Here is a 25028-nt window from a genome sequence, read left to right on the forward strand (position 1 = left end):
CGATTCCTCTGTAGTTCAGTCGGTAGAACGGCGGACTGTTAATCCGTATGTCACTGGTTCGAGTCCAGTCAGAGGAGCCAAATTTTAGTCCTGGGACTTCCGAGCAAGTCCGGGGATTCAATAAAATCAGTAAGTTAAGAAGAACCGGAAGTCACTCAGTGACCTGCCGGGTCTTCTGACATCCGTAGTTTTTAGGGGCTTAATTGGGGGCCTGCTGGTTCACTAAACTACGGAGCCCCCACCATGCCGCTCACTGATACCGCTATCCGCAACGCAAAATCGCCCGACAAGCCCCGGAAACAGACCGATGCTCAGGGTCTGTATTTGCTGGTCAAACCTAACGGGTCAAAACACTGGTATCTCAAGTACCGTTTTGAAGCGAGAGAACGAAAGCTAGCTTTCGGCCCTTACCCGGATGTGCCTCTCGCCCAGGCCCGTAAATACCGTGAGGACGCCCGCGCGTTACTCGCTGCGGGGACCGACCCCGGCACAGTTAAGAAACAGAGCAAAGCCGGTCACAAAAAAAGCGCCAGCTTCGAAGAGATTTCCCGTGTGTGGGTCAAAACCAAAAAAGGCTGGACGCAGACCCACACTGACCGTTCCCTCCGGGCGCTGGAAATTCATCTTTTTCCTCTGCTCGGTAAATCTTCCGTTGCTTCACTCAAAACCACTGATTTGTTGGTGCCGTTGCTGGCCCTTGAGAAGAAAGGCTATCAGGAAACCGCCATGCGGATGCAGCAGCGTATCGCCGCCATTATGCGTTACGCCGTGCGGAAGGGTTTTATTACCCGTAATCCCGCCAGTGACCTGACGGATGCGATTATCCCGCCACAAACGCGCCATCACCCCGCCCTGCAACTGGAAAAGCTGCCGGATTTGTTGACCCGCATCGACGCTTATCGGGGCAGACTGCTGACTCGCCTGGCGGTTCAGCATCTGGTTATCTTCATTCGCTCCAGCGAACTGCGTTTCGCACGCTGGCCTGAGATCGACCTTGAAGCGGGAAGCGATCCGCGGCGTGCGCTACTCAGAGCGTGGTGCAAAGATGAAAACGCCCCATCTGGTACCGCTCTCCACCCAGGCCATTGCGTTGCTGAAACAGCTTAAAAGACTGTCATCCGATGAAATTTTCCTCTTTCCGGGCGATCACGATCTGTCGAAACCCATGAGTGAGAATACGATCAACAAGGCGCTGCGGGTGATGGATTACGACACCAAAACGGAAGTCTGCGGTCACCCTTACCCGGGCTATCGCCCACAGTGAAGCCGGACTTATGTAATCGGTCGCACCGGGCGAATAAAAATGAATCTTATTATCCATAACCTTCTGTTCTTTCGCTGATTTTTACACTGTAATTCTTACATGATTGATAAGGGTATTGTATAGTCAGCGAACGATATTTGGGCAAACAATGCCTGCTTTCATGCAGGAATACGCTTAACGAAAGGTTTGCTCAGCAATAAAGTTGATTCAATGGGAACAATCACAGTGAATTGAGGGACTAATCATGGCAAGAGCACTGGCATGTCTTGGAGACGGGACAACATATGGCGAAATTATCACGGCCACTGCGACCTGGTCCGAGGGCAGTAAAGCGATCGCGCGTACTGGCTACGTGCAGCAAATGTAAAGGGCACTTTCAGCTCCTGGCGTCAGCACATGACTGGGCTGAGGAGGGCAAAGCGTATGTGGCAACCGGTGATCGCGTACTGTGCGGTTGCCCTGATCATTATGCTTATGGCTCCTCAACACAATCCACAAGTACATCCGCAGGTTCGTTAACCTCCCGCAACACCACAAAAACGTCCGTGCCAGCACCCGCAACTGCATCCGCTTCCAGTGTACCGACGATGACGATCTGCACATGCCTCGCTGCCGCTACACCCTGATGTTTCCTGATGGCCGCTCTGAGGCCGGTACAACCGATGACCATGGGGTGACTGGCTGGCATTACGCTGAGTCAGAAGAAAACATTACCCTGCACATTCTGACTGATTGAAGGGAGAACGATGTCCGACAGTACAAGTTATGTTAATGGCAGAAACTCCGGACTTGACGGTGATAAAACAACAACCGGGGCAACCTACATTGCGGGCCCGGGTAGTCGCTGGACGGTAGATGGCAGACGAAAGTTGTATGTTGGCGACAAAACAACCCGGTGCCCCAAATGCGGGGAAACCAGCGTCATTATTTCTGGCGATCCCCACCAGACGAACCCGGACGGGAGAGCAGTGGTCGTTGACCGCTCCGCTGTTCTCTGCAAATGCCCGGCAAATCACGTCATCGCCGGAAGTGGCTCAGCACGGTCAAAACCTGCGGTGACCCAGACTCAGCCCGGGAGAACCCAAAAAAAACGCAACGCGATCCGTTTTAAGTGCGCTGATGATAGCGGTCAGTTTATGGGTAATTGTCAGTACATTCTTTTCTTCCCAGACGGGCACAGCGAAGAGGGAAATACAGACAGTCAGGGATTAACAGCCTGGCACTTTGCTGACAGCCCGGAGAATATCAGCCTGCACGTTCTTGGCGATTAACAGGAGATTTCATGGAAGGGTATTTTCTTTACCACGGCGATAAAACGACGTGCGGCGGTCGTATTCTGAGTGGGGCCAGCGACGAAACATACAATGGAAAGGAACGGGTACGGGAGCGTGATCCGGTTTCCTGCGGCAAACATGAAGGCCGTTTCAAAGTATGTGGCGGTATGGGCGACACCTACGAAGTAAACGGTGAAATGCGGGAATGGGCGGGCTCCATCGAGAGCTACAGCCCTGCCCGTGCCGTTCGCGTTTTGTTCCTTCAATGTTCACCGATACCTACGATTTTAACTGCAACAGTGGGCTCGCGACTGAAAGAGAACGTAAAGCCGGGCATCAGACATCAGCAGTAACCTGCGAGGAAGTGGCACGCAACATGATCCGCTTTGTGTGCAGGGATGATGACGGGAAGACGCTGGTCAACACCCCTTACGTCCTGATTTTCTCCAATAGCCGGGAAGAGACAGGAACGACAGATACTCAGGGCAGAACATCGTGGCATTTTGCCGATGACGCTGAAAACACTTACCTGCATATGCTAATGGACTAACTATGGCTGTTTACCAACTCAGTACCCGCATCAAATCAAACGTGCCGGCATCCTCGCTGCTCTACGATTTGTGCATTTATCGAATGGATGGGCAAAGAAACAAAACCACCATTGTGGACGTGAAGCAACAGCCCCTGACGGCTGATTACAGCACACAGATGCACAGCACCAGCAATACCGATGATCCGCTGACAACCATCTACATTATGGAAGTCACGCTTTATCGCAAGCTGATGTTAAAAACGTTGTGCGTCAGCCCGACACCATTCACCCGGATGTACACGCTACAGGAATTTGCGTCGGGCAAAGCCTGCTCGCCGGTTAAGCGTGAGAACCCCTGCTACTTCGAGTCGCAGGACACGATGAAGCCTGAAAGTCAGGGGGGCGAAACCAGGCAACTGCAAATTTCCCGTCCAGAGCGACCGTTTATTGCTAAAGAGTATCCGATTGGAAATCCTGAAGATCCTTTTGAAAAAAGCATCATTGAAGAACAGATTGAGAAAAGATTTAACCATTCATCTGGCTCATTCCCCACTCAGAACTATGCTAGCGCATGTGGGCCTGCAGCATTCTTTTACTGTCTTCAGATGGATCGCCCGGACATCTATGCCCAAGCCTCCCGCGACCTATGGCGATATGGGAAAACAAAAATAGGTGAGCTAGATATTTCACCCAGTAATGGCTGTAAACATCCGTCAGGAACATTTTACACAGCAGATGGAAGACCTAAAATACTTGGGGTTGACTGGATGACGCTTGTCGGGCTCAGGGATTCAGAGAACTCTGTCTTGAGTTTTGATGAACTAGATTCCCCTGTTGCGGGAATAACAATGTGGCAAACTTTGACCGATTGGTTTGAAAAAGCTGGTTATGAAAAGATATTTAGCAATGCAGGGCCGATTCAGGTGGGCATTCAAGGTCTACGAGATCTAAATGAGTATGCTCAAAAAGGATATAAGGTTGTCACACTGATAAATGATGGCTTGCTAGGACGTAGCGATTCGACAACAACAGTACCAACGCACTGGATCGTTTGGGATGGTATTGCAACACAGGACTCCAGCGGTTATATGCATCTCAACTTGTTTTCGTGGGGTGATGTTTTCGATCAGATAAAACATAAGAAAGATGCTTCGTTCTTCTTGTCTAGACTTTTTGGAGGGATGGTTTTTAAACCGTTAAAATAACATGAAAAAAGCATTTGTATTTATCCCTTTACTTGCACTATCAGGGTGCGCGTTACATGCGAGCTTTACTCCTGAAAACAGTGCACTAACTAATGCTATTGTTGGGAAACCCTATTATGCGCAAATAACCATCGCTGGCGGCCGAGTTGCAAAGCTGACAGACATTCACGGTAACAATGAGTTTGTCGCAAACATATCGCCAGAAAATTACGGGTTATACGTGCAACACTGCAACAATGACGAACATGACAACAATTGCGTCCAAGTTAGGGGGACCCCAACAAAGGAAGGTGTAGTTAAAATTCGGGTATCTGGCTTTTTCAATGTTTCGATGCTTGATAAGTCGAGTGATTTCGACAAAACCTACACAGTCCATATCAAGAACCCCGGAACCCTCTGACATGGTAGTCAAACGCATTGCGATCGTTTGAAGCACATTTTTGAATGGGGGAATTGAATACAACGATGGTAGGTGCGGATGAAGCAGGACGACAAAGTTAATGCGTTTATTATCATCATTGTATTGAATAAGCGCCCCCAAGAGTCTCAAACATTTTAGTGACGAATATCACGAAATTGCAAGTTTTCAGATATGGGGGCTTTCTCGGGGGCTTCGTTTGACTCGATGCGATAATTACTATTTATAAACATCATGTTAGATGAGGAATCGAGTCCAGTCAGAGAGCCAAATTTAAAAAAGCCTGCTTTCGAGCAGGCTTTTTGCTTTTTGCTTTTCTGCGTCTGGCGCAGTAAAAAAGCGGTGAGGGCCACCGCTTTTTAAATCTTACTCTGCTTTCGGTTCGGCGGTTTTCAGTTCGCCCATCACTTTCAGCTTCTTGGAGATCTCGCGACGCTCTTTAGAGAGTTCAGCGTTTTTGATGATGTAGTCGTCAACGCGATCTTCATAGTCGGTTTTCATGCTGGCGATGATGCCCTGAATCGCTTCTACGCTCATGCCTGGCTTGATGTAGTCGCTGAGGTTGTCCAGCAGCAGAACGCGTTTCTGGTTGTCACGGACCTTTTTCTCAACGTCCTGAATTTCACGCTGCAGCTTGTTCTTACGACGGAACAGACGAACAAACTCCAGTACGTCCTGGAATGAAGGCTTAGTTGTTTCCATTTTGACACCCCTGATAATTGAGATTCGGATTCGTAAAACAGCCGCTACGGGTAAACATAACTGCTAGCGGCCGCGAATGACAATGGTTTTTGCTCTGGGTTCATCATAACCCTAAACGTTGCTGAATCGAAACAAGCACACCGCAAACCGTGACCGTGTGGGCGTTATTTGCGCAACGCGCGACAAATCAGATGCGACAGCAGTTCCAGCTGTCTTGCCAGCTCCATACTTAACCATACATAGCCGTGCATCGGGGTTTCTGCCAGGTTCTCCCCTTTGTAGTCGCTCACCAGTTGGCGTAACTCTGCAACAATCTCATTGAGCTTTTCGTTGTTCGCCAGAATCGGCTGCGGATTGCCTTCATACAGCGCATGCGCAATCGTAAGCAGCGTCTGTTGCGTCATGTGCTGCATGTCGCGCAGGGTATGGGCATTCAACATCACGTAATGGCTGGCGCGGGACGCCCAGTGCGCGTTGATTTGCAGTTCAAGCATGCAGACCAGGTTGCGGTTAACGGTCTGAATGCCTTCAAAGATAGATTTCTGGATGTGGGTTTCTTTGCTTGCGGGCGTAATCAGCCCACGCATTTTCACCACGTCATTGAGGATTTTTTGCAGATGGCGGTTCAGACGTGGGCGTTCAAGCAAGTTCTGCGAGAACCCAGTCTGATAAAGACGGTTGAACTCTGTCACGTAGCTCGCCATCTGAATACGCCAATGGATGAACGCTCGCTGCGGCCAGATACCGGTAAACAGCATCGCCAGCAATGAGCCAATGATCACGTCGCCACTTCGCCACAGCGCCATGTGCATATCGCCTGGCGGCGCACCCACCACCACCGCAAGCGTGATGCCAATCAGCAATGCCTGATAAGGTTTTTTACCGAGCGCCAGCCAGCCGCAAAGGAACATGGCCGCCGCGCACCAGAGCAGCATTAACGGCAGCGACATCAGCTCCAGCTTGAGTGCCACCAGCCCGAGAACAGAGCCGAGGACAGTTCCGCCGATACGCTCGAAGGCGCGAGGCACCACATTGCCCCAGAATGAAATAGGCCCCATGATCACCACCAGGGTGATCAGAGGCCACGTGCCTTCCGGGATGTTCAGCAGGCGAACCAGAAGAAAAGTCAGAATAAATGCCAGCGAAATACGTATGCCGTGAATAACGCGATAATTCCGGTACAGACGAATTTCAAAAGGACTCAGTGATTTATCGGCGCGCACACCCGCTCTCCGCCAGGGCTAAAGACACAATTGTATCTGCTTTTCTGCTTCTGGCATCACGGATGTGCAAAAAACCTTGTAAAAACCAGGACTTTTACCTTAACCCCCCCGGCGTTTAACAGGCACGTACATCTCAATATCCCAGTGCCCGTCTTTGTTACCATCATTCAGATAGAGCTCGAAGCAGGGTTTGGCCGCCAGCTCGTGATCTTTATCTTCAAGCACGCTATTGAAGAACTGATACCACGGAGTGGAGAAATCGTGATCGATGACCCTGGCAGAAGCTTTAGCATAAAGACCGGCGGCGACTTCAGTGAGAATCACGCCTTCACTGTTGGCCGGGATAGCAAAGCCCTCATCAACGGTGACCACCGTATCGCAACGCAACTTTTCCGCTGGCGTTTCGTCCGGGTTATCGTAGTACACCGCCACCCACTCTTTGGCCGGGATCTTTTGACCGTCTACCCACATAGCCAATTGCTCAAAGCCTTGCTTGACGGTTTGTTCCCATGGCCCAACCATGTGAAAACCTGCCACGACACGTTTTTGTTGCTGGGTAATGCTGTAATCCATACGTCCTCCGCAAACAAGTTTACTGGATAAATATACATATAAAATCTAGCAAACAGCCCTGAAGGAGTATGTGCGATGTTTCACAGAATGGGAAAATCAGATGTCGTCAACACGGGTTGACGACCAGGGGAGCTGCCGGATGGCGCTGCGCTTACCCGGCCTACAAATCCGTCCTGTAGGCCCGTGCAAACGCAGTGCCGCCGGGAAAAAAGTGTCGTCCGGCAGAGTAACAAATAGATCAGGCTTTATGGTGCAACCAGTCGCTAAAGCGTGAGAAGACTCCGCCCTTGCCCACGCTTTCCAGCGTCACCAGCGGCCAATGGGCCACAATCTTGTCACCGTCGTAGAGTTCAATTTCCCCAGCGCGTTGATGGGCTGCAATGGGTGCGTCCAGCTCTTTCTTATCAAGCACGTATTTGGCTTTGATGTTCGGCACTTCCGCTTTTGGCAGCGCCAGCCAGAAATCCTGGTCGGTGCCAAGACTGATCTGTTCTTTATCGCCGTACCAAATGCGTTCTGTCCCCACCTGTTTGCCCGTATGCAGAATTTGCACGGTGTCGAAATTCTGCTGGCCCCATTGCAGCAGCTTGCGAGCCTGATCTTCACGCCCTTTCGGGCTATCAGCCCCCATCACTACTGCAATCAGACGGCGTTTGCCATCGACTGCCGACGCAATCAGGTTAAAGCCTGCACCTGAGGTATGCCCGGTTTTCAGGCCATCCACGTTCATAGTTTTATCCCACAACAGCCCGTTACGGTTGTTCTGGGTGATGCCATTCCAGGTCAGGCTTTTCTCGCTATACATGTGATAGAAATCTGGCTCGCCGTGAATAATCGCCCGGGAAAGCACGGCCAGGTCGTAGGCAGAACTGTGCTGGCCTGGCGCGTCAAGCCCGTGCACAGTTTCAAAATGGGTGTCTTTCAGGCCCAGCTTTTTCACGTAATCGTTCATCATGGTGACGAACTGCGGTTGACCCCCTGCGACGTAGTCAGCCAACGCCACGCAGGCGTCGTTACCGGAATCCACAATCAGGCCGCGGCTAAGGTCATGCACCGTTAAGCGGTCGCCTTCTTTGAGGAACATCAGCGAGGAACCGTTAAACACAGGGTTAACCTTCGCCCACGCATCGCGCCCCACAGTGACCATGTCATCCGGTGAAATACGGTGGCTGTCGATAGCGCGATCGACCACATAGCCTGTCATCAGCTTGGTCAGGCTGGCGGGGTTACGCTGCTGGTGTTCATTACCGGCGGTAAGAATTTGGCCCGTGGTGTAATCCATCAGCACCCAGGAACCGGCCTGAATGGCAGGTGGCTGAACCGGTGCGGGGATATAATCTGCGGCAACGGCGCAGGTGATACTCGAAGCGAGCAAAGATACAGCAACAAACAAACGGCCTTTCAACAGCAAATCCTCTACTTTCTTTCATTCGCCGTTCTTTTTACGGGAGTTACGCTTTACTGACAGCGCTAAATTGCAAGAAAGTATGACATTTCCTGCGAGATGCGCCGCGGGATTGAACCCGTGCCCTTCTGATACCCGGACAAATCGTTTACCATTACCGCCTTTCGCGCTTATGGATCACTGACCGCTCATGCAAGAAACGCCCTCGCAACCTGGATTTCTGTTCCACGATTATGAAACCTTCGGCACCAGCCCACAGCTGGACAGACCCGCGCAGTTTGCGGCCATCCGCACTGACAGCGATTTCAATATCATCGGCGAACCGGAAGTCTTTTATTGCAAGCCTGCCGACGATTATTTACCCCAGCCACAGGCGGTGATGATCACGGGCATTACGCCGCAGGAAGCGCTGGCGAAAGGCGAAAATGAAGCGGCTTTTGCCAAACGCATTCACGACCTGTTTACCGTGCCAAAAACCTGCGTGGTGGGATACAACAACGTGCGTTTCGATGACGAAGTGACCCGCAACATTTTTTACCGAAATTTCTACGATCCGTATGCCTGGAGCTGGCAGAACCATAATTCGCGCTGGGATTTGCTTGATGTTATGCGCGCCTGTTACGCGCTTCGTCCGGAAGGGATCAACTGGCCGGAAAATGAAGAAGGTTTGCCGAGCTTCCGGCTTGAGCATCTGACCAAAGCTAACGGCATTGAGCACAGCAACGCGCACGATGCGATGGCCGATGTTTACGCCACCATTGCGATGGCAAAACTGGTGAAGTCACGTCAACCGCGCTTGTTTGAGTATCTCTACACCTACCGCGGTAAAAACAAACTCGCGACGCTGATTGATGTGCCGCAGATGAAACCGCTGGTGCATATCTCGGGCATGTTCGGTGCCTGGCGCGGCAACACCAGTTGGGTTGCTCCGCTGGCGTGGCATCCGGATAACAAAAACGCGGTGATCATGGTCGACCTGGCAGGTGATATTTCTCCGCTGCTGGAACTGGATGCCGATGAGCTTCGTGAGCGTCTGTATACGCCAAAAGCCGAGCTGGGCGATTTGGCCGCCGTACCGGTCAAACTGGTCCAGCTGAATAAATGCCCGATTCTGGCGCAAGCGAATACGCTGCGCCCTGAAGATGCCGACAGACTGGGCATCAATCGCCAGCAGTGTCTGGATAACCTGAAAATCCTGCGCGATAACCCGCAGGTGCGCGACAAAGTGGTCGCCATCTTCGCTGAAGCAGAGCCGTTTGTCCCTTCACCGAATGTCGATACTCAGCTGTATAACGGTTTCTTTAGCGATGCGGATCGCACAGCGATGAAAATCTTGCTGGAGACAGAACCGCGTAATTTATCGGCGCTGGATTTGACCTTTGCCGACCCGCGAATTGAGAAGCTGCTATTTAACTACCGCGCGCGTAACTTCCCAGGAACACTGGATGAAGCGGAGCAGCAGCGTTGGCTACAGCATCGTCGTAACATCTTTACGCCGGAGCTTTTGCAAGCTTATGCGCAAGAGCTGGAAGCACTTTACGGACAATATGAAGGTGATACCGAGAAGCTGGCTTTGGTGAAGGCGCTGTATCAGTACGCACAAGATATTGTCTGACATCAGAGTGCAGACATAAAAAAACCGGAGGCCATATGACCTCCGGTTTTTTATTGCGTCAGGATTACTGCGCGATATCTTCGTACTGCGGCACCGGGTTACGGAAGCTGCGGGTCACACAGGCGAGGTAAATCACGCCAATCGCGCCCCAAATCAGGCCGAGAACCATGGAGCTCTCTTCCAGGTTGATCCACAAAGCACCTACCGTCAACGCACCACATACCGGCAAAATCAGGTAGTTGAAGTGGTCTTTCAGCGTCTTGTTACGCTTCTCGCGGATCCAGAACTGAGAGATAACGGACAAGTTAACGAAGGTAAACGCCACCAGCGCACCAAAGTTAATCAGCGCTGTCGCGGTAACCAAATCGAACTTGATAGCCAGCAGGGCAATCGCGCCCACCAGCAGCACGTTCCATGCCGGAGTACGCCATTTCGGATGCACATAACCGAAGAAGCTTTTCGGGAACACGCCGTCACGACCCATTACGTACATCAGACGAGAAACGCCTGCGTGCGCCGCCATACCAGAAGCCAGAACGGTGACGCTGGAGAAAATCAGCACGCCCCACTGGAAGGTTTTACCGGCAACGTACAGCATGATTTCAGGCTGAGAGGCATCCGGGTCCTTAAAGCGAGAGATGTCCGGGAAGTACAGTTGCAGGAAGTAAGAAGCAACGATAAACACCAGACCGCCAATCAGCGCTGTCAGGAAAATGGCTTTCGGGATAACGCGCTCAGCATCTTTGGTTTCTTCAGACAGAGAAGAGATACCGTCAAAACCGAGGAACGAGAAGCACAGGATTGTCGCCCCGGTGATCATCGGCGTGATTTGCGCGCCATCAGACCAGAACGGACGAGTGCTGGTTAACGTACCTGCGCCAACACCGTTCATCACGCCCCAGACGATCATGCCGACAATCACGGCCACGATACCCATCTGCAGCACCACAATCAGGGTGTTGAAGTTTGCAACAGTTTTGATGCTGCGCAGGTTAGAGATGGTCATAAAGGCCACCAGCGCAACGACAAAGATCCACGACGGCACCGAAGGCACCAACGCTTCAAAATAGATTTTCGCCAGCAGGATGTTGATCATCGGCATAAACAGATAATCAAGCAGCGAAGACCAACCCACCATAAAGCCAACTGTCGGGCTAATGGATTTCTGGGCATAGGTATAGGCTGAACCTGCGGACGGATAGCGGCGAACCAGCTTACCGTAACTTAACGCAGTAAACAGGATGGCTATCAGAGCGAATGCATAAGCTGTCGGGACGTGACCCTCGGTCAGTCCAGATACGATACCAAATGTATCGAACAGCGTCATAGGCTGCATATAGGCAAGACCCATCATAACAACCGGAATCAACGTAAGAGACTTACGTAATTCCACGCGAGAGGTATTTGGAGTAACGTTATGCGACATGGCTATTCCCCTTTACGGTGATAACCGTCGCGTAAGCAAAAAATTGCCCCATTTTTTGGTTTTCCTCGGCGACAACAACTGTCGATTTTTAGTAAGTATCTATCCGGTACGAAGCCCGGCCTCTTGTTTGAATGAGTGTCTGAAAACAAAAAAATAACCGACGCCACTGTTAAATTGCGTCGGTTACTCTTTTTTTTCTGGCGCGTATTTTGCCCCCATCCCCACGTAAACACAAGAGAATGAGAGCCTCGTCAGAGAAAACTTTTCGTTAACTGTCTGATAATCCACCATCGATGCGATTGTAAACTGCCGCGATAGCATTATTTGCTAAAACTGCTTCACGCCACCAGCTGCTCGCAAGCCCCGCCGTCTGCTCGTTCCAGCCCATCCAGACCGTATCAAAGGGCACATGCGCCGATATCTGTTTTTCAATTAATGCGCCACTCTCAAGAAAACGCTGCGCCATATATCGCGGTAAATATCCGCAGCCAAGGCCACTGATTTGCAGCTCAAGCTTGGTTTTAAAGTCAAAAACCGTAATCGCTTCCTGATCGTCCAGCAATTGTTGAAACGCCGGGCAGTCCGGTGTCATGCCATCGCCCACCACAATCGCGCGATAGCGTTTAAGGGTTTTACGACTTATCGGCTCCGCTTCCTGCGCCAGAGGATGATGAGGGGCAATGACGAAGATTTGCTCCAGTTGGCCCAGCGGCGCAAAGCCAAAATCACTGAGCGGTGGTGGATCGTGCAGCGCGCCGATAATCATATCCGCGCGGCCCTGGATTAACGCATCCCATGAACCGCCGAGCACGCCGTTAACGAATTTGAGCCGCGTGACGTTGTGCTTTTCATAGAATTGCTCAATCAGCGGCGCCAGAAGCGAGAAAGGAAAGGTGTCATCCACGCCGATCACCAGATCGTTTTCCCAGCCTTCGTGCAGTTTAATCGCCTGCTTCTCTAGTTCACGCACGGTGTGCAGCACTTCCCGGCCTTTTTCCAGCAGCAGTTGCCCGGTGCGAGTGAAGGTTGCCCGATGCCCGCTGCGGTCAAGCAGTTGAATATTGAGGTCGCTTTCCAGCTTATGGACGGTGTAACTGAGGGCAGACGGTGTCTTAAAGAGCTTTGCCGATGCCGCAGCAAAGCTCCCTTCTTTATCGAGCGCATCAAGAATGATGAGGACTTCCAGCAATGGTTTCATCGTCGCCCCCTTTCGGTACGCGATGTCGCCGCCAGCAAGTTATTCCAGCGGCATCACCAGCGGATCAGGATATTGATACTCAAAGCCCAACTCAGCACAAATCCGGTTCCCGTCAATAATGCGCCCTTTCTCAGCGCTGTTGCTGAACACAGGCGGCTCAAGCCCCAGTTCGCGGGCCATTTGCGGGTAAAAGGTCGAGCGCGACGGATGTCCCGGCGCACAAAGATTATAGATATGACCGCCTTTCGGGGCCTGTAACAGCAGTGTAATCGCCGAAATCACGTCTTCGAGATGCACAAGATTGACGCCCTGCTGCCCATCCGGTGCCGATTTTCCGGCAAAGAAACGGCCTGGATGGCGGCCTGGCCCGACTAAACCGGCAAGACGCAGAATGTCGACAGAGGTGCCCGGCAAATTGTGCAGCCAGTCTTCCAGCTCTTTTAAGACTCGCCCGCTGGAGGTAATCGGCTCGCGTTCTGCATTCTCTTTTATTGTGCCCTGCCCTTTGCCGTACACGGACGTTGAGCTGGTAAACACGATACGAGGAATATGGTAAGCCAATGCGCTGTCGACAATTTCTTGCACAGCCTGAAGATAAAAGTCTTCTCCCGGTCCACTGCGGCGTGCGGGAAGCGTTATCACCAACGCATCCACATTCATTAGCGCATCGAGGTCATCGCTATCGCAGACCAGTTGTGGCTCCAGACGCAGCGGATACCCGTCGATACCGCACATCCTCGCCGCCTCAACCCCGTCAGCCGTGGTTTTGCTGCCCGTCACCTGCCAGCCTCGTGCCGTTAACGACAGCGCCAGCGGCATTCCCAGCCAACCTAAACCGACAATGGCGACCTTTTTCATCTGCATTCTCCTGGCTTTTTCGCTTTCCTGACTTAAGGCTACGCCAGCCCCGGCGAACTGACAATTTATCTGGTGAAGATGAAATGAATTAAAGATAAAAAAAAGCCCTTGCAATCAGGCGCAGAACTGGTTTAGGTTAAACGACATCAAATGCATAAGCATTCAACGAGAAAATTATGAGCTGCGTTCAATTTAAACACCACCATCATCACCATCACCCTGACTAGTCTTTCAGGCGATGTGTGCTGGAAGACAGTTAGATCTTCCAGAGGTGCATGAACGCAAGAGAAAGCCCCCGGAAGATCGCACTTCCGGGGGCTTTTTTTTGGGCGTGAGCAATCGAAATTCAGACAGGACTACGAGGATATAACAATGTCAGACACCAGCCGTTTACGCATAGCTATTCAGAAATCGGGCCGTTTAAGCGATGATTCACGCGAATTACTCGCCCGCTGTGGCATAAAAATTAATCTGCACACCCAGCGCCTGATTGCGCTGGCGGAAAATATGCCGATCGACATTCTGCGCGTACGTGACGACGATATCCCGGGCCTGATCATGGATGGCGTGGTAGACCTCGGCATCATCGGCGAAAACGTGCTGGAAGAAGAGCTTTTGAGCCGCCGTGCTCAGGGCGAAGATCCGCGTTACTTCACGCTGCGTCGTCTTGATTTTGGCGGTTGCCGTTTTTCCCTGGCTATCAATGTTGATGAACCGTGGGACGGCCCGGCATGCCTGAACAATAAACGTATCGCGACCTCTTATCCTCACATACTTAAACGCTATATGGACAGCAAGGGCGTGCAGTTCAAATCCTGTCTGCTGAACGGTTCCGTTGAAGTTGCCCCACGCGCCGGTCTGGCTGATGCGATTTGCGATCTGGTTTCCACCGGCGCAACGCTGGAAGCTAACGGCCTGCGTGAAGTGGAAGTGATTTATCGTTCTAAAGCGTGCCTTATCCAGCGCGACGGCGAGATGCCTGAAGCCAAACAGCAGCTTATCGACAAACTGCTGACCCGTATTCAGGGCGTGATTCAGGCTCGCGAATCGAAATACATCATGATGCACGCACCGACCGAGCGTCTGGAAGAAGTCATTGCCCTGCTGCCTGGCGCTGAACGCCCGACTATTCTGCCGCTGGCTGGCGATCAGCAGCGCGTGGCGATGCATATGGTCAGCAGCGAAACCCTGTTCTGGGAAACCATGGAAAAACTGAAAGCGCTGGGCGCCAGCTCCATTCTGGTGCTGCCGATTGAGAAGATGATGGAGTAATTCCGCCAACGGTGCCCGGTGGCGCGAACGCTCGCTGGGGCTATGGGTCTTGTAGGCCGGATAAGCAACGCGCCATCCGGCAATAAAGGAAAGTGATATGAGCTTTAATACCCTTATCGACTGGAACCAATGTGACGAAGCAGAGCAGCGTGCTCTGCTGATGCGCCCGGCGATCAGCGCCTCTGACAGCATCACTCGCACCGTGGTCGACATACTGGATAACGTCAAAGCCAACGGCGATAAAGCGCTGCGTGAATACAGCGCAAAGTTTGATAAAACTGACGTTAAAGCGCTTAAGGTCACCGAGCAGGAAATTGAGGCGGCAAGCGAGCGTCTTAGCGATGAACTGAAACAAGCGATGGCGGTGGCGGTAAAAAACATCGATACCTTCCACAATGCGCAGGTATTGCAGACGGTTGATGTGGAAACACTGCCCGGCGTGCGCTGCCAGCAGGTGACTCGCCCGATTGCATCCGTTGGCCTTTATATTCCTGGCGGCTCTGCCCCACTGTTCTCGACAGTATTGATGCTCGCCACACCAGCACGTATTGCGGGATGCAAGAAAGTGGTGCTCTGTTCCCCACCGCCTATTGCTGATGAAATTCTGTATGCGGCAAAACTGTGCGGCGTGCAGGAAGTCTTTAATGTCGGCGGCGCACAGGCGATTGCTGCCCTGGCCTTCGGCACCGAATCCGTTCCGAAAGTCGATAAAATTTTTGGCCCGGGCAACGCCTTTGTAACCGAAGCCAAACGCCAGGTGAGCCAGCGTCTGGACGGCGCGGCTATCGATATGCCAGCGGGCCCATCCGAAGTGCTGGTGATTGCGGACAGCGGCGCAACACCTGACTTTGTAGCTTCCGATTTGCTGTCTCAGGCGGAACACGGCCCTGATTCTCAGGTGATTTTGCTGACCCCAGATGCCGACATGGCTTCTCGCGTGGCTCAGGCGGTTGAACGCCAGCTTGCAGAACTGCCACGAGCCGAAACGGCACGTCAGGCGCTTTCCGCCAGCCGTTTGATTGTGGCCCGCGACATGGCGCAGTGCGTGGAGATTTCCAACCAGTACGGCCCGGAGCACCTGATTATTCAGACCCGCGATGCACGTTCACTGGTCGACAGCATCACCAGCGCAGGCTCGGTGTTCCTCGGCGACTGGTCCCCGGAATCTGCTGGCGATTATGCTTCCGGCACCAACCACGTCTTGCCAACCTACGGCTACACCGCAACGTGCTCAAGCCTTGGCCTGGCCGATTTCCAGAAACGGATGACCGTGCAGGAGTTGTCCCGCGAAGGTTTTGCGTCACTGGCTTCCACCATTGAAACGCTGGCTGCTGCCGAACGCCTGACCGCCCACAAAAACGCCGTCACCCTGCGCGTTGCCGCCCTCAAGGAGATGAAATGAGCATTGAAGAGTTAGCCCGCAAAAACGTTCGCGACCTGACGCCTTATCAATCCGCCCGTCGTCTTGGCGGCAAAGGGGATGTGTGGCTGAATGCCAACGAATATCCGACAGCGGTGGCGTTTGATCTCTCCCAACAAACACTGAACCGTTATCCAGAGTGTCAGCCAAAAGCGGTCATCGACAACTATGCCCAATACGCAGGCCTGAAACCGGAGCAAGTGCTGGTTAGCCGTGGTGCGGATGAAGGTATTGAACTGTTGATCCGCGCATTTTGCGAACCGGGCAAAGATGCGATTCTGTTTTGCCCGCCGACTTACGGCATGTACAGCGTCAGCGCCGAAACCTTCGGCGTGGAATACCGTACCGTCCCGGCGCTGGAAAACTGGCAGTTAGATTTACAGGCGATTGCCGACAAACTCGACGGCGTGAAAGTCGTTTACGTCTGCAGCCCGAACAACCCGACCGGGCAAATCATCAACCCACAGGATATTCGCGTGCTGCTGGAAATGACTCGCGGCAAAGCAATCGTTGTGGCAGACGAAGCGTATATCGAATTTTGTCCGCAGGCGACGCTCACCAGCTGGATTGCCGAGTATCCACATTTAGTAGTGCTGCGCACTTTATCCAAAGCCTTTGCACTGGCAGGGCTGCGCTGCGGCTTTACGCTGGCAAGTGAAGAAGTCATCCCCCTGCTGCTGAAAGTCATTGCCCCGTATCCATTATCTACCCCTGTGGCCGATATTGCGGCTCAAGCGCTAAGCCCGCAGGGCATAAACGCCATGCGTGACCGCGTCGCGCAAATCCTGCATGAGCGTCAGTATCTGGTTAGCCAGCTGCGTGAGATTGACTGTGTAGAACAGGTGTTTGATTCAGAAACCAACTACATTCTGGCGCGTATCACCGCCTCCAGCGCAGTCTTCAAATCTCTGTGGGATCAGGGCATTATCTTACGTGATCAGAATAAACAACCTTCTTTAAGCGGCTGTCTGCGCATCACCATCGGCACCCGTGAAGAGAGCCAGCGCGTCATTGACGCCCTTCGTGCGGAGAAAGTATGACCCAGAAGTTCCTCTTTATCGATCGTGACGGCACGCTGATTAGCGAGCCACCGAGTGATTTTCAGGTAGACCGTTTTGACAAACTGGCGTTTGAGCCGGAAGTGATTCCTTCCCTGCTGAAGCTGCAAAATGCTGGCTACAAGCTGGTGATGATCACCAATCAGGACGGACTTGGCACCGACAGCTTCCCGCAGGCGGATTTTGACGGCCCGCACAACCTGATGATGCAGGTATTCACCTCTCAGGGCGTGAAGTTTGAAGACGTGCTGATTTGCCCGCACTTCGAAACCGACAACTGCGAGTGCCGCAAGCCGAAAACCAAAATGGTGGCGGCGTGGCTGACTGACGGCGCGATGGACGTGGCGCACAGCTATGTCATTGGCGACCGTGCCACCGACGTTCAGCTTGCCAATAACATGGGCATCGTTGGCTTGCGCTATAACCGCGACGAACTGAACTGGCTGAAAATCACCGAACAGCTGACCCAACGCGATCGTTATGCGCACGTTGAACGCACCACGCGCGAAACACAGATCGATGTGAAAGTGTGGCTGGATCGCGAAGGCGGCAGCAAGATCAACACTGGCGTCGGCTTCTTCGATCATATGCTGGATCAGATTGCCACCCACGGCGGGTTCCGTATGGCGATCACCGTCAAAGGTGACCTGTATATCGACGATCACCACACCGTGGAAGACACCGGTCTGGCGCTGGGCGAAGCACTGAAACTGGCGCTGGGCGATAAGCGTGGCATCAACCGCTTTGGCTTCGTGCTGCCGATGGATGAATGCCTGGCCCGCTGCGCGCTGGATATTTCTGGCCGTCCGCACCTCGAATACCGCGCCGAATTTACCTATCAGCGCGTGGGCGACCTCAGCACCGAAATGATTGAGCACTTTTTCCGCTCGCTGTCCTACACCATGGGCGTGACGCTGCACCTGAAAACCAAAGGCAAAAACGATCACCACCGCGTAGAGAGCCTGTTTAAAGTCTTTGGCCGCACTTTGCGCCAGGCGATTCGCGTGGAAGGCGATACCCTTCCCTCCTCCAAAGGAGTGTTGTGATGAACGTGGTGATCCTCGACACCGGTTGCGCCAATCTCAATTCGGTGAAATCCGCCGTGAGTCGTCACGGCTATGAGCCTGTCGTGAGCCGCGACCCGGATGTCGTTCTGCGTGCGGATAAACTCTTTCTGCCGGGCGTGGGCACCGCGCAGGCAGCAATGGATCAGCTTCGTGAGCGCGAGCTGATAGAGCTTATCAAAGCCTGCACTCAGCCTGTGTTGGGTATTTGTTTAGGCATGCAGCTGCTTGGTCGTCGTAGCGAAGAGACTCGCGGCGTCGATATGCTGGGCATCATCGAACAGGATGTGCCAAAGATGACGGATTTTGGCCTGCCGCTGCCGCACATGGGCTGGAACCGCGTCTATCCAAAAGCGGGCGATCGCCTGTTCCGTGGCATTGAAGACGGGGCTTATTTCTACTTCGTCCACAGCTACGCGATGCCGGTTAACACTTACACCACTGCGCAATGTAACTACGGCGAACCCTTTACCGCGGCAGTGCAAAAAGACAATTTCTTCGGCGTGCAGTTTCACCCTGAACGCTCCGGTGCTGCCGGGGCGATGCTGCTGAAAAACTTCCTGGAGATGTGATGATCATTCCAGCTTTAGATTTAATTGACGGTACCGTGGTCCGTCTTCATCAGGGCGATTACGGCCAGCAGCGTGACTACGGCAATGACCCGTTGCCACGCCTGCAGGATTACGCTGCGCAAGGTGCGGAAGTGCTGCATCTGGTCGATTTGACTGGCGCGAAAGACCCGGCCAAACGTCAGATCCCATTGCTCAAAAAACTGGTAGCGGGCGTTAACGTGCCGGTTCAGGTTGGCGGCGGTATTCGTACCGAAGAAGATGTCGCAGCCTTGCTGGATGCCGGTGTTGCGCGTGTCGTCGTCGGTTCAACGGCGGTGAAATCCCCGGAGGTTGTGAAAGGCTGGTTTGCGCGTTTTGGTGCGGACAAGCTGGTGCTGGCGCTCGATGTACGCATCGACGAGCAAGGCAACAAGCAGGTCGCCGTTAGCGGCTGGCAGGAGAATTCCGGCGTCACGCTGGAAGAACTGGTTGATATCTATTTACCGGTTGGACTCAAACATGTGCTGTGTACCGATATTTCGCGCGACGGCACGCTGGCAGGCTCCAACGTCTCTTTATATAAAGAAGTCTGCGCTCGTTTTCCGCAGATTGCCTTCCAGTCATCCGGCGGGATTGGTGATATTCACGATGTGGCGGCCCTGCGCGGCACGGGTGTGAAAGGCGTTATTGTGGGGCGTGCCCTGCTGGAAGGTAAGTTCACTGTAACGGAGGCCATCGAATGCTGGCAAAACGGATAATTCCTTGTCTTGATGTGCGTGATGGTCAGGTAGTGAAAGGCGTGCAGTTCCGCAATCACGAAATCATCGGTGATATCGTGCCGCTGGCAAAACGCTATGCCGAAGAAGGTGCAGACGAACTGGTGTTCTATGACATCACCGCTTCCAGCGACGGCCGTGTGGTCGACAAAAGCTGGGTATCGCGCGTGGCAGAAGTTATCGATATTCCGTTCTGCGTGGCTGGCGGCATTAAGTCGGTGGACGATGCGGCAAAAATCCTTTCTTTTGGCGCAGATAAGATTTCGGTCAATTCCCCTGCATTGGCCGATCCAGATCTGATCACGCGTCTTGCAGATCGTTTTGGTGTGCAGTGTATTGTGGTGGGGATCGACACCTGGTTTGACGATCAAACCGGAAAATATCATGTCAACCAATACACGGGTGATGAAAGCCGGACTCGCGTCACTCAGTGGGAAACCCTGGATTGGGTGAAGGAAGTGCAAAAACGCGGCGCGGGTGAAATCGTGTTAAACATGATGAACCAGGACGGCGTGCGTAACGGTTACGACCTGCAGCAGCTGAAAAAAGTCCGTGAGGTTTGCCATGTACCGCTGATCGCCTCTGGCGGCGCGGGCACAATGGAACACTTCCTGGAAGCGTTCAGGGATGCCGACGTTGACGGCGCGTTAGCCGCCTCAGTGTTCCACAAACAGATTATCAATATTGGTGAATTAAAAGCGTACCTGGCGACTCAGGGCGTGGAGATCAGGTTATGAAACTGGACTGGGAAAAAACCGACGGACTGATGCCCGCCATCGTGCAGCACGCTGTTTCCGGCGAAGTGTTGATGCTGGGCTATATGAACCAGGAAGCCCTGGCGCAAACACAAGAAAGCGGCAAAGTGACTTTTTACTCACGCACGAAAGGCCGCCTGTGGACCAAGGGCGAAACGTCCGGAAACTTTCTGAATGTGGTCAGCATCACCCCAGACTGTGACAACGACACCTTGCTGGTGCTGGTCAATCCGATTGGCCCAACCTGCCACAAAGGCACCTCAAGTTGCTTCGGCGAAACAAGCCACCAGTGGCTGTTCCTGTATCAGCTTGAACAACTTTTGGCTGAGCGTAAAACGGCCGATCCCGCCAGTTCGTATACCGCCAAACTGTACGCCAGCGGCACCAAGCGCATCGCACAAAAAGTGGGTGAAGAAGGCGTTGAAACGGCACTGGCGGCGACAGTCAACGACCGTCATGAACTGACCAACGAAGCTTCAGATTTGATGTATCACCTGCTGGTCCTGTTGCAGGATCAGGACCTGGATTTAACAACGGTGATTGAGAATTTGCGCAAGCGGCATCAGTAAGTATACTAATCAGAAAGAACTCGCATTTTTTTGTGAGTTCTTATTAGACGATATTCAAAATATACTAGATATGATTTCACTGCCACTTAGTTCTTGCGAAACGATTGACTGCAGAAGATGATAGGTGGAATTTAAATCTCTTTTTCAAATTCAAATGGATAGAATATGAACGCAAAAAAATTCGACATTGGATATTACAACGAAAATGAACTTCGTGAGTTTGGTTTCAAAAAAATCGGGAACAATGTAAATATTGCAAAAAACTGCAATATTGTTGGAATAGAAAACATTAGCATTGGCGATAACGTTCGCATCGATGCTTTCTCAACAATTATTGCCAATGGTAACGGTTTTTTGGAAATCGGCTCTTTCGTTCACATTGGTGGATATTCTGCTATTTTTGCAGGCAGTGGTGTGATGATGTTAGATTTTAGCGGTATTTCCCAAGGAGTTAAGATATATACCAAAAGTGATGATTACTCAGGTAAATTTATGACTAACCCTTGTGTACCGTCAGAGTTCACTAACGTAACGTCAGGTCAGGTCTTGTTGGAAAAGCATGTTATTGTAGGTTCACAGTCAGTTGTGATGCCAAATGTGACCTTAAAAGAAGGTACTGCCGTTGGGGCTAATTCTTTGATAACAAAAACGACTGAAGAGTGGTCCATAATGTTTGGCTCACCAGCAAAAAAAATTAAAAATAGAAATAGAACAATACTTGAAATTGAGAAAAAAATGCTTCAATCCCATTAGCTATTTATACATATTTCTTATAGAAAGACTGACCCACATTCTCAATATCAACACTACAGAGTTCAAAAGTACTTATAATTTGAGCTCTTATCTATATAACTATTTATACTTTTAGACAGTATAGTTCACTTCTTGTCCTGAGCAGAGGGAATATTCATTCACAATTCGAACAATTGTCTAATAAAAAATGGCTCTATCACCCAAATCAAATTCTAATGTGTTCAACTGAATTTTGCTTATTCATAACAACAGCTTTTTATTATATATGAATTACTAAAGTATAGCCAAGCTCATTAATACTGCACCAACCTTCAGCCCTGAAGAAATCTGAGTCAAGTCAAGTTATCTTACTTTCCCTGCTCTTTTACTCGACTACTTTACTTGAGTTTAATGGCTTTGGAAGCTAGACTTCATGAGCCAGCATACTCTCTAGAAAGATCTTCGGCATACCCGGTAGGCGAAGACATGCCTGACTTTTGTTGGCTTGAGTAGTTTCTACTGTTAATGCAGCATAATGTAAAAAATGTTAAAAAATGGACAATATTTTAATATATGGCATTGTAATATGAATAAAGTTACCCATCTTGAGGGTTTGCGTGGTTTCTGTTGTTTTATTGTTGTATTCGACCATTGCGTTACCGCATTTAATTCGACGTTTAGACACACTAACGTTGATGGAGTTATCGGTAGTGTACAGCGGTTTATTGCATGGTCGCCATTAAATTTGATTTATAGTGGAATACCGTCAGTATACATTTTTTTCATACTGAGTGGTTTTGTTCTTTCCAATAAATACAATAAACATAAAAAAATTGATATATTGACCTCTGCTAGTATAAAAAGATATCCAAGATTAATAATACCTGTATTCTTTTCAATGGTTGTTTTATATGCTATGCATCAGGTATCAAACATTGCCTTTGATAGTTCTTATCACATGACGATATGGGATGTATTTATACAATCATTCGTTTATGTTCCATTTGGAGGCGCCCATCTGGAAAATGGTGCAATGTGGACCATCACATACGAGCTATTTGGTTCATTTTTAGTGTTTGCGATCCTTGCTATTTTCGGTAATTACAAGCACAAATATATTGTGTACTTAGTGGTTTTTGCATTCACTATTGACTCATATTATTGCATTTTTATATTTGGATTAACCATTAATTCACTGATGCATGATGGATATTCGATACGGTTCAAAAATAAATCTCTGGCAACTATAGCAATACTTATCTCATTAATATTAATTTCTTTCCCTTATCCTCGCAACGGAACTGAAATTGGCGGGATTTACAGTCATCTTATGATTTTCAAAGATAACAATCAGACTTATCAATCCCTCACAAAGGCTGGTTGCATGTTGCTGTTCATCGGAGTATTTAGCTTAAATAGCATAATATCATTTTTCAATACTCGTCCATTGCAGTTCATGGGTAAAATATCCTTTTCAGTTTATATATTGCATGTACCATTCCTTGTGCTGACACTAAATTTCAAAGGAGCTATACACTCACAATATATTTCGCTTATTGTCCTATCAGTAGCCGTTTATTTACTGACAATTCTGACCTCAATATATTTCGAACGAATTATTGATAACAATGCAGTTAAGTATACAAATATAATCACTGGAAAGGTAATGTAAATGGTAAGCAGCTACAAGTAGTGAATCATCCAGTAAAAATATTCTTACATGGAAAGCAGCATTGGAAATGTGGCAATGACATAACGAACGAGGTCTTTAAGATCCGTAATCTAAATAGCTGCGCCGAATAGTAGATCACTTAAAGGGAACTCAGCCCGGATTGTGCGATCTGATCAATCGCCAAACCAACCAAAATCACCAACCGGACTGAGCAATGCCGATCATAGCACCCATCCCCCGAAATGAACGACGTCAGATGCAGAAAATTATCCATAAAACACCTGATAAAAATCATGCCCGCAGGCTCATGGCACTGCTGATGTTGCACCGGGGAGAGCGCGTCAGCAACGTCGCCAGAACGCTCTGCTGCGCCCGTTCATCCATCGGTCGCTGGATTAACTGGTTTACACTATTGGGCGTTGAAGGTCTGAAATCTTTGCCTGCCGGACGTTCCCGCCGCTGGCCCTTTGAGCATATTTGCACGTTGTTACGTGAACTGATAAAGCATTCTCCCGGTGATTTCGGTTATCAGCGCTCGCGCTGGAGCCCTCAGTGTCAGCATAGTTGTCACCCCCTTCTGAAAATAAATCCAGAGGGTGATGGAGTGACAAATGAAACGTATTTCCCCGGAACGTAAAGCCACCACATTGGCAAAATTGCTGCCCCCATACAACATGACCGTCGCAGCTGTTGCACAGATGGAAGGGATATCGGAAGCTACCCTTTATAACTGGCGTAATCAGGCTAAAACAGAGGGGAAACCGGTGCCGGGTGCAGACAAAAATAGTGAACAGTGGCCTGCCGAAGCGCGGCTCGCCGTTATTGTGGAAACGACCACATTAAGTGAAGTGGAAATCGCCGAATACTGCCGTAAAAAGGGGCTTTACTCTGCGCAGATAGCGCAGTGGAAACAGGCTTTTTTACAGGTTCCTTCTGGTGATGATAAAGCAGCGTTAAAACACGTGCAGAAAGAAAACAAGCAGTTGAAAAAGGAACTGCTTCGTAAGGACAAAGCTCTGGCGGAGGCGGCAGCGCTCCTGGTGTTACGAAAAAAGCTCAGGGACTACTACGGGGAAACGGACGAGGACGACTGATACCGGGTGATGAAAGGCAGCAATTTATCGGGTGGATAAATGAGGCCGTCGCTGCCGGTGCACGTCGGGCGATGGCCTGCCGCGAAGTTGAGCTCAGCGAACGAACCTGGCAACGGTGGCAAAAATCCCCGGAAGACCGAAGAACCACAGTGATACGCCCGGAGCCCACCAACCGCCTGAGTGTGGAAGAAGAGCAGCAGATACGCGCTGTCTGTCATCAACCGGAATATGCCAGCCTGCCGCCGTCGCAAATCGTCCCGCGACTGGCGGATAAAGGGATTTATCTTGCGAGTGAATCGACGTTTTACCGGGTGCTGCGTCGTTCCGGGGAAGTCCACCTCCGGGGTCGCCAGGCTAAGCCATCGCGGGTAA

At 51.0% G+C, this 25028-nt stretch carries 28 protein-coding genes, 1 tRNA gene, 2 pseudogenes and 1 other annotated feature; of the genes and pseudogenes, 23 read left to right on the top strand and 8 right to left on the bottom strand.

Features of this window, described 5'->3' with window-relative positions; genetic code table 11:
• Nucleotides 1-4: 4 nt before the first annotated feature.
• The 8 genes from ACLW56_RS23550 to ACLW56_RS23585 all read left to right on the top strand — a co-directional run bounded on the left by ACLW56_RS23550 (nt 5) and on the right by ACLW56_RS23585 (nt 4675).
• Nucleotides 5-80: transfer RNA gene (locus ACLW56_RS23550), tRNA-Asn, on the top strand.
• 163 nt (nt 81-243) lie between these two features.
• Complete coding sequence (locus tag ACLW56_RS23555; protein ID WP_330986078.1) at nt 244-1107, top strand: tyrosine-type recombinase/integrase; 864 nt, start codon at nt 244-246, stop codon at nt 1105-1107.
• Nucleotides 1108-1865: 758 nt separating this feature from the next.
• Nucleotides 1866-2000 (top strand): hypothetical protein, encoded by a 135-nt coding sequence (locus ACLW56_RS23560; protein ID WP_330986079.1) that lies wholly within the window; start codon nt 1866-1868, stop codon nt 1998-2000.
• Between the two features lie 10 nt (nt 2001-2010).
• A complete protein-coding gene (locus ACLW56_RS23565) occupies nt 2011-2535 on the top strand; it encodes a PAAR domain-containing protein (protein ID WP_330986080.1) in 525 nt (174 codons plus the stop codon).
• Nucleotides 2536-2546: 11 nt separating this feature from the next.
• A complete protein-coding gene (locus ACLW56_RS23570) occupies nt 2547-2891 on the top strand; it encodes a PAAR domain-containing protein (protein ID WP_330986081.1) in 345 nt (114 codons plus the stop codon).
• 23 nt (nt 2892-2914) lie between these two features.
• Nucleotides 2915-3088, top strand: a complete 174-nt coding sequence (locus ACLW56_RS23575; RefSeq protein ID WP_330986082.1) for a hypothetical protein — start codon at nt 2915-2917, stop codon at nt 3086-3088.
• Nucleotides 3089-3090: 2 nt separating this feature from the next.
• Nucleotides 3091-4275 carry a hypothetical protein gene (locus ACLW56_RS23580; protein WP_330986083.1) on the top strand — a complete coding sequence of 395 codons (1185 nt, stop codon included), beginning with the start codon at nt 3091-3093 and terminating at the stop codon, nt 4273-4275.
• A gap of 1 nt (nt 4276) precedes the next feature.
• Complete coding sequence (locus tag ACLW56_RS23585) at nt 4277-4675, top strand: hypothetical protein (RefSeq protein ID WP_330986085.1); 399 nt, start codon at nt 4277-4279, stop codon at nt 4673-4675.
• A 384-nt stretch (nt 4676-5059) separates the two neighbouring features.
• Here the strand turns inward: ACLW56_RS23585 and ACLW56_RS23590 are convergent, their stop codons facing one another.
• The 4 genes from ACLW56_RS23590 to dacD all read right to left on the bottom strand — a co-directional run bounded on the left by ACLW56_RS23590 (nt 5060) and on the right by dacD (nt 8596).
• Nucleotides 5060-5395: a DUF496 family protein gene (locus tag ACLW56_RS23590; protein ID WP_097161971.1), complete on the bottom strand. Its 336-nt coding sequence runs from the start codon at nt 5393-5395 to the stop codon at nt 5060-5062.
• 164 nt (nt 5396-5559) lie between these two features.
• Nucleotides 5560-6618, bottom strand: a complete 1059-nt coding sequence (locus ACLW56_RS23595) for an FUSC family protein (protein ID WP_330986086.1) — start codon at nt 6616-6618, stop codon at nt 5560-5562.
• Nucleotides 6619-6717: 99 nt separating this feature from the next.
• The gene (sbmC, locus tag ACLW56_RS23600; RefSeq protein ID WP_330986087.1) at nt 6718-7191 is read right to left on the bottom strand and encodes a DNA gyrase inhibitor SbmC; all 474 of its coding nucleotides are present in this window, start codon (nt 7189-7191) and stop codon (nt 6718-6720) included.
• A 238-nt stretch (nt 7192-7429) separates the two neighbouring features.
• A complete protein-coding gene (gene dacD, locus ACLW56_RS23605) occupies nt 7430-8596 on the bottom strand; it encodes a serine-type D-Ala-D-Ala carboxypeptidase DacD (RefSeq protein WP_330986088.1) in 1167 nt (388 codons plus the stop codon).
• A gap of 190 nt (nt 8597-8786) precedes the next feature.
• Between dacD and sbcB the strand changes: the two genes are divergently transcribed.
• Nucleotides 8787-10211, top strand: a complete 1425-nt coding sequence (sbcB, locus tag ACLW56_RS23610; RefSeq protein ID WP_330986089.1) for an exodeoxyribonuclease I — start codon at nt 8787-8789, stop codon at nt 10209-10211.
• A gap of 64 nt (nt 10212-10275) precedes the next feature.
• Here sbcB and ACLW56_RS23615 read toward each other — a convergent pair whose 3' ends face one another.
• The 4 genes and pseudogenes from ACLW56_RS23615 to ACLW56_RS23630 form a co-directional block, all read right to left on the bottom strand.
• On the bottom strand, nt 10276-11637 hold the full coding sequence (locus ACLW56_RS23615; RefSeq protein WP_330986090.1) for an APC family permease: 1362 nt from the start codon (nt 11635-11637) through the stop codon (nt 10276-10278).
• Nucleotides 11627-11689 carry a membrane protein YoeI gene (yoeI, locus tag ACLW56_RS23620; RefSeq protein WP_330986102.1) on the bottom strand — a complete coding sequence of 21 codons (63 nt, stop codon included), beginning with the start codon at nt 11687-11689 and terminating at the stop codon, nt 11627-11629. The genes ACLW56_RS23615 and yoeI overlap by 11 nt, the downstream gene beginning before the upstream one ends.
• A 131-nt stretch (nt 11690-11820) precedes the next feature.
• Nucleotides 11821-12835 (bottom strand): annotated as a pseudogene (locus ACLW56_RS23625) (LysR family transcriptional regulator).
• Between the two features lie 39 nt (nt 12836-12874).
• Nucleotides 12875-13693 carry an SDR family oxidoreductase gene (locus ACLW56_RS23630; protein WP_330986091.1) on the bottom strand — a complete coding sequence of 273 codons (819 nt, stop codon included), beginning with the start codon at nt 13691-13693 and terminating at the stop codon, nt 12875-12877.
• Nucleotides 13694-13869: 176 nt separating this feature from the next.
• On the opposite strand from ACLW56_RS23630, the gene hisL reads away from it, so the two are divergent.
• The 14 genes and pseudogenes from hisL to ACLW56_RS23700 form a co-directional block, all read left to right on the top strand.
• Entirely contained in the window at nt 13870-13920 is a 51-nt protein-coding gene (gene hisL / locus ACLW56_RS23635; RefSeq protein WP_330986103.1) for a his operon leader peptide, read from the top strand.
• Nucleotides 13896-14020: a sequence feature (His leader region), on the top strand. (Overlaps the previous gene by 25 nt.)
• A gap of 45 nt (nt 14021-14065) precedes the next feature.
• Complete coding sequence (gene hisG, locus ACLW56_RS23640; protein ID WP_330986092.1) at nt 14066-14965, top strand: ATP phosphoribosyltransferase; 900 nt, start codon at nt 14066-14068, stop codon at nt 14963-14965.
• 97 nt (nt 14966-15062) lie between these two features.
• Nucleotides 15063-16367 carry a histidinol dehydrogenase gene (gene hisD, locus ACLW56_RS23645; protein WP_330986093.1) on the top strand — a complete coding sequence of 435 codons (1305 nt, stop codon included), beginning with the start codon at nt 15063-15065 and terminating at the stop codon, nt 16365-16367.
• Nucleotides 16364-17425 carry a histidinol-phosphate transaminase gene (gene hisC, locus ACLW56_RS23650; protein ID WP_330986094.1) on the top strand — a complete coding sequence of 354 codons (1062 nt, stop codon included), beginning with the start codon at nt 16364-16366 and terminating at the stop codon, nt 17423-17425. The genes hisD and hisC overlap by 4 nt, the downstream gene beginning before the upstream one ends.
• A complete protein-coding gene (hisB, locus tag ACLW56_RS23655; protein WP_330986095.1) occupies nt 17422-18489 on the top strand; it encodes a bifunctional histidinol-phosphatase/imidazoleglycerol-phosphate dehydratase HisB in 1068 nt (355 codons plus the stop codon). Before hisC ends, hisB begins: the two co-directional genes overlap by 4 nt.
• The gene (hisH, locus tag ACLW56_RS23660) at nt 18489-19079 is read left to right on the top strand and encodes an imidazole glycerol phosphate synthase subunit HisH (protein ID WP_330986096.1); all 591 of its coding nucleotides are present in this window, start codon (nt 18489-18491) and stop codon (nt 19077-19079) included. The genes hisB and hisH overlap by 1 nt, the downstream gene beginning before the upstream one ends.
• Nucleotides 19079-19816 carry a 1-(5-phosphoribosyl)-5-[(5-phosphoribosylamino)methylideneamino]imidazole-4-carboxamide isomerase gene (gene hisA, locus ACLW56_RS23665; RefSeq protein WP_330986097.1) on the top strand — a complete coding sequence of 246 codons (738 nt, stop codon included), beginning with the start codon at nt 19079-19081 and terminating at the stop codon, nt 19814-19816. The genes hisH and hisA overlap by 1 nt, the downstream gene beginning before the upstream one ends.
• Nucleotides 19798-20571, top strand: a complete 774-nt coding sequence (gene hisF / locus ACLW56_RS23670; protein ID WP_330986098.1) for an imidazole glycerol phosphate synthase subunit HisF — start codon at nt 19798-19800, stop codon at nt 20569-20571. Before hisA ends, hisF begins: the two co-directional genes overlap by 19 nt.
• Nucleotides 20568-21158 carry a bifunctional phosphoribosyl-AMP cyclohydrolase/phosphoribosyl-ATP diphosphatase HisIE gene (gene hisIE, locus ACLW56_RS23675; protein WP_330986099.1) on the top strand — a complete coding sequence of 197 codons (591 nt, stop codon included), beginning with the start codon at nt 20568-20570 and terminating at the stop codon, nt 21156-21158. The genes hisF and hisIE overlap by 4 nt, the downstream gene beginning before the upstream one ends.
• A gap of 165 nt (nt 21159-21323) precedes the next feature.
• Entirely contained in the window at nt 21324-21911 is a 588-nt protein-coding gene (locus tag ACLW56_RS23680) for an acyltransferase (RefSeq protein WP_330986100.1), read from the top strand.
• A gap of 565 nt (nt 21912-22476) precedes the next feature.
• Nucleotides 22477-23562, top strand: coding sequence for an acyltransferase (locus ACLW56_RS23685; RefSeq protein ID WP_330986101.1), 1086 nt, complete (start codon nt 22477-22479; stop codon nt 23560-23562).
• A 214-nt stretch (nt 23563-23776) separates the two neighbouring features.
• A pseudogene (locus tag ACLW56_RS23690) lies at nt 23777-24115 on the top strand (helix-turn-helix domain-containing protein); the annotation flags it as partial.
• 58 nt (nt 24116-24173) lie between these two features.
• Nucleotides 24174-24656, top strand: coding sequence for a transposase (locus ACLW56_RS23695; RefSeq protein WP_330982907.1), 483 nt, complete (start codon nt 24174-24176; stop codon nt 24654-24656).
• 71 nt (nt 24657-24727) lie between these two features.
• A partial coding sequence (locus ACLW56_RS23700; protein ID WP_330983936.1) for a helix-turn-helix domain-containing protein occupies nt 24728-25028 on the top strand: 301 nt, incomplete at its 3' end.

Source organism: Pantoea sp. sgz302252 (assembly GCF_047713085.1).
In the GTDB taxonomy this organism is placed as follows: Bacteria; Pseudomonadota; Gammaproteobacteria; order Enterobacterales; family Enterobacteriaceae; genus Scandinavium.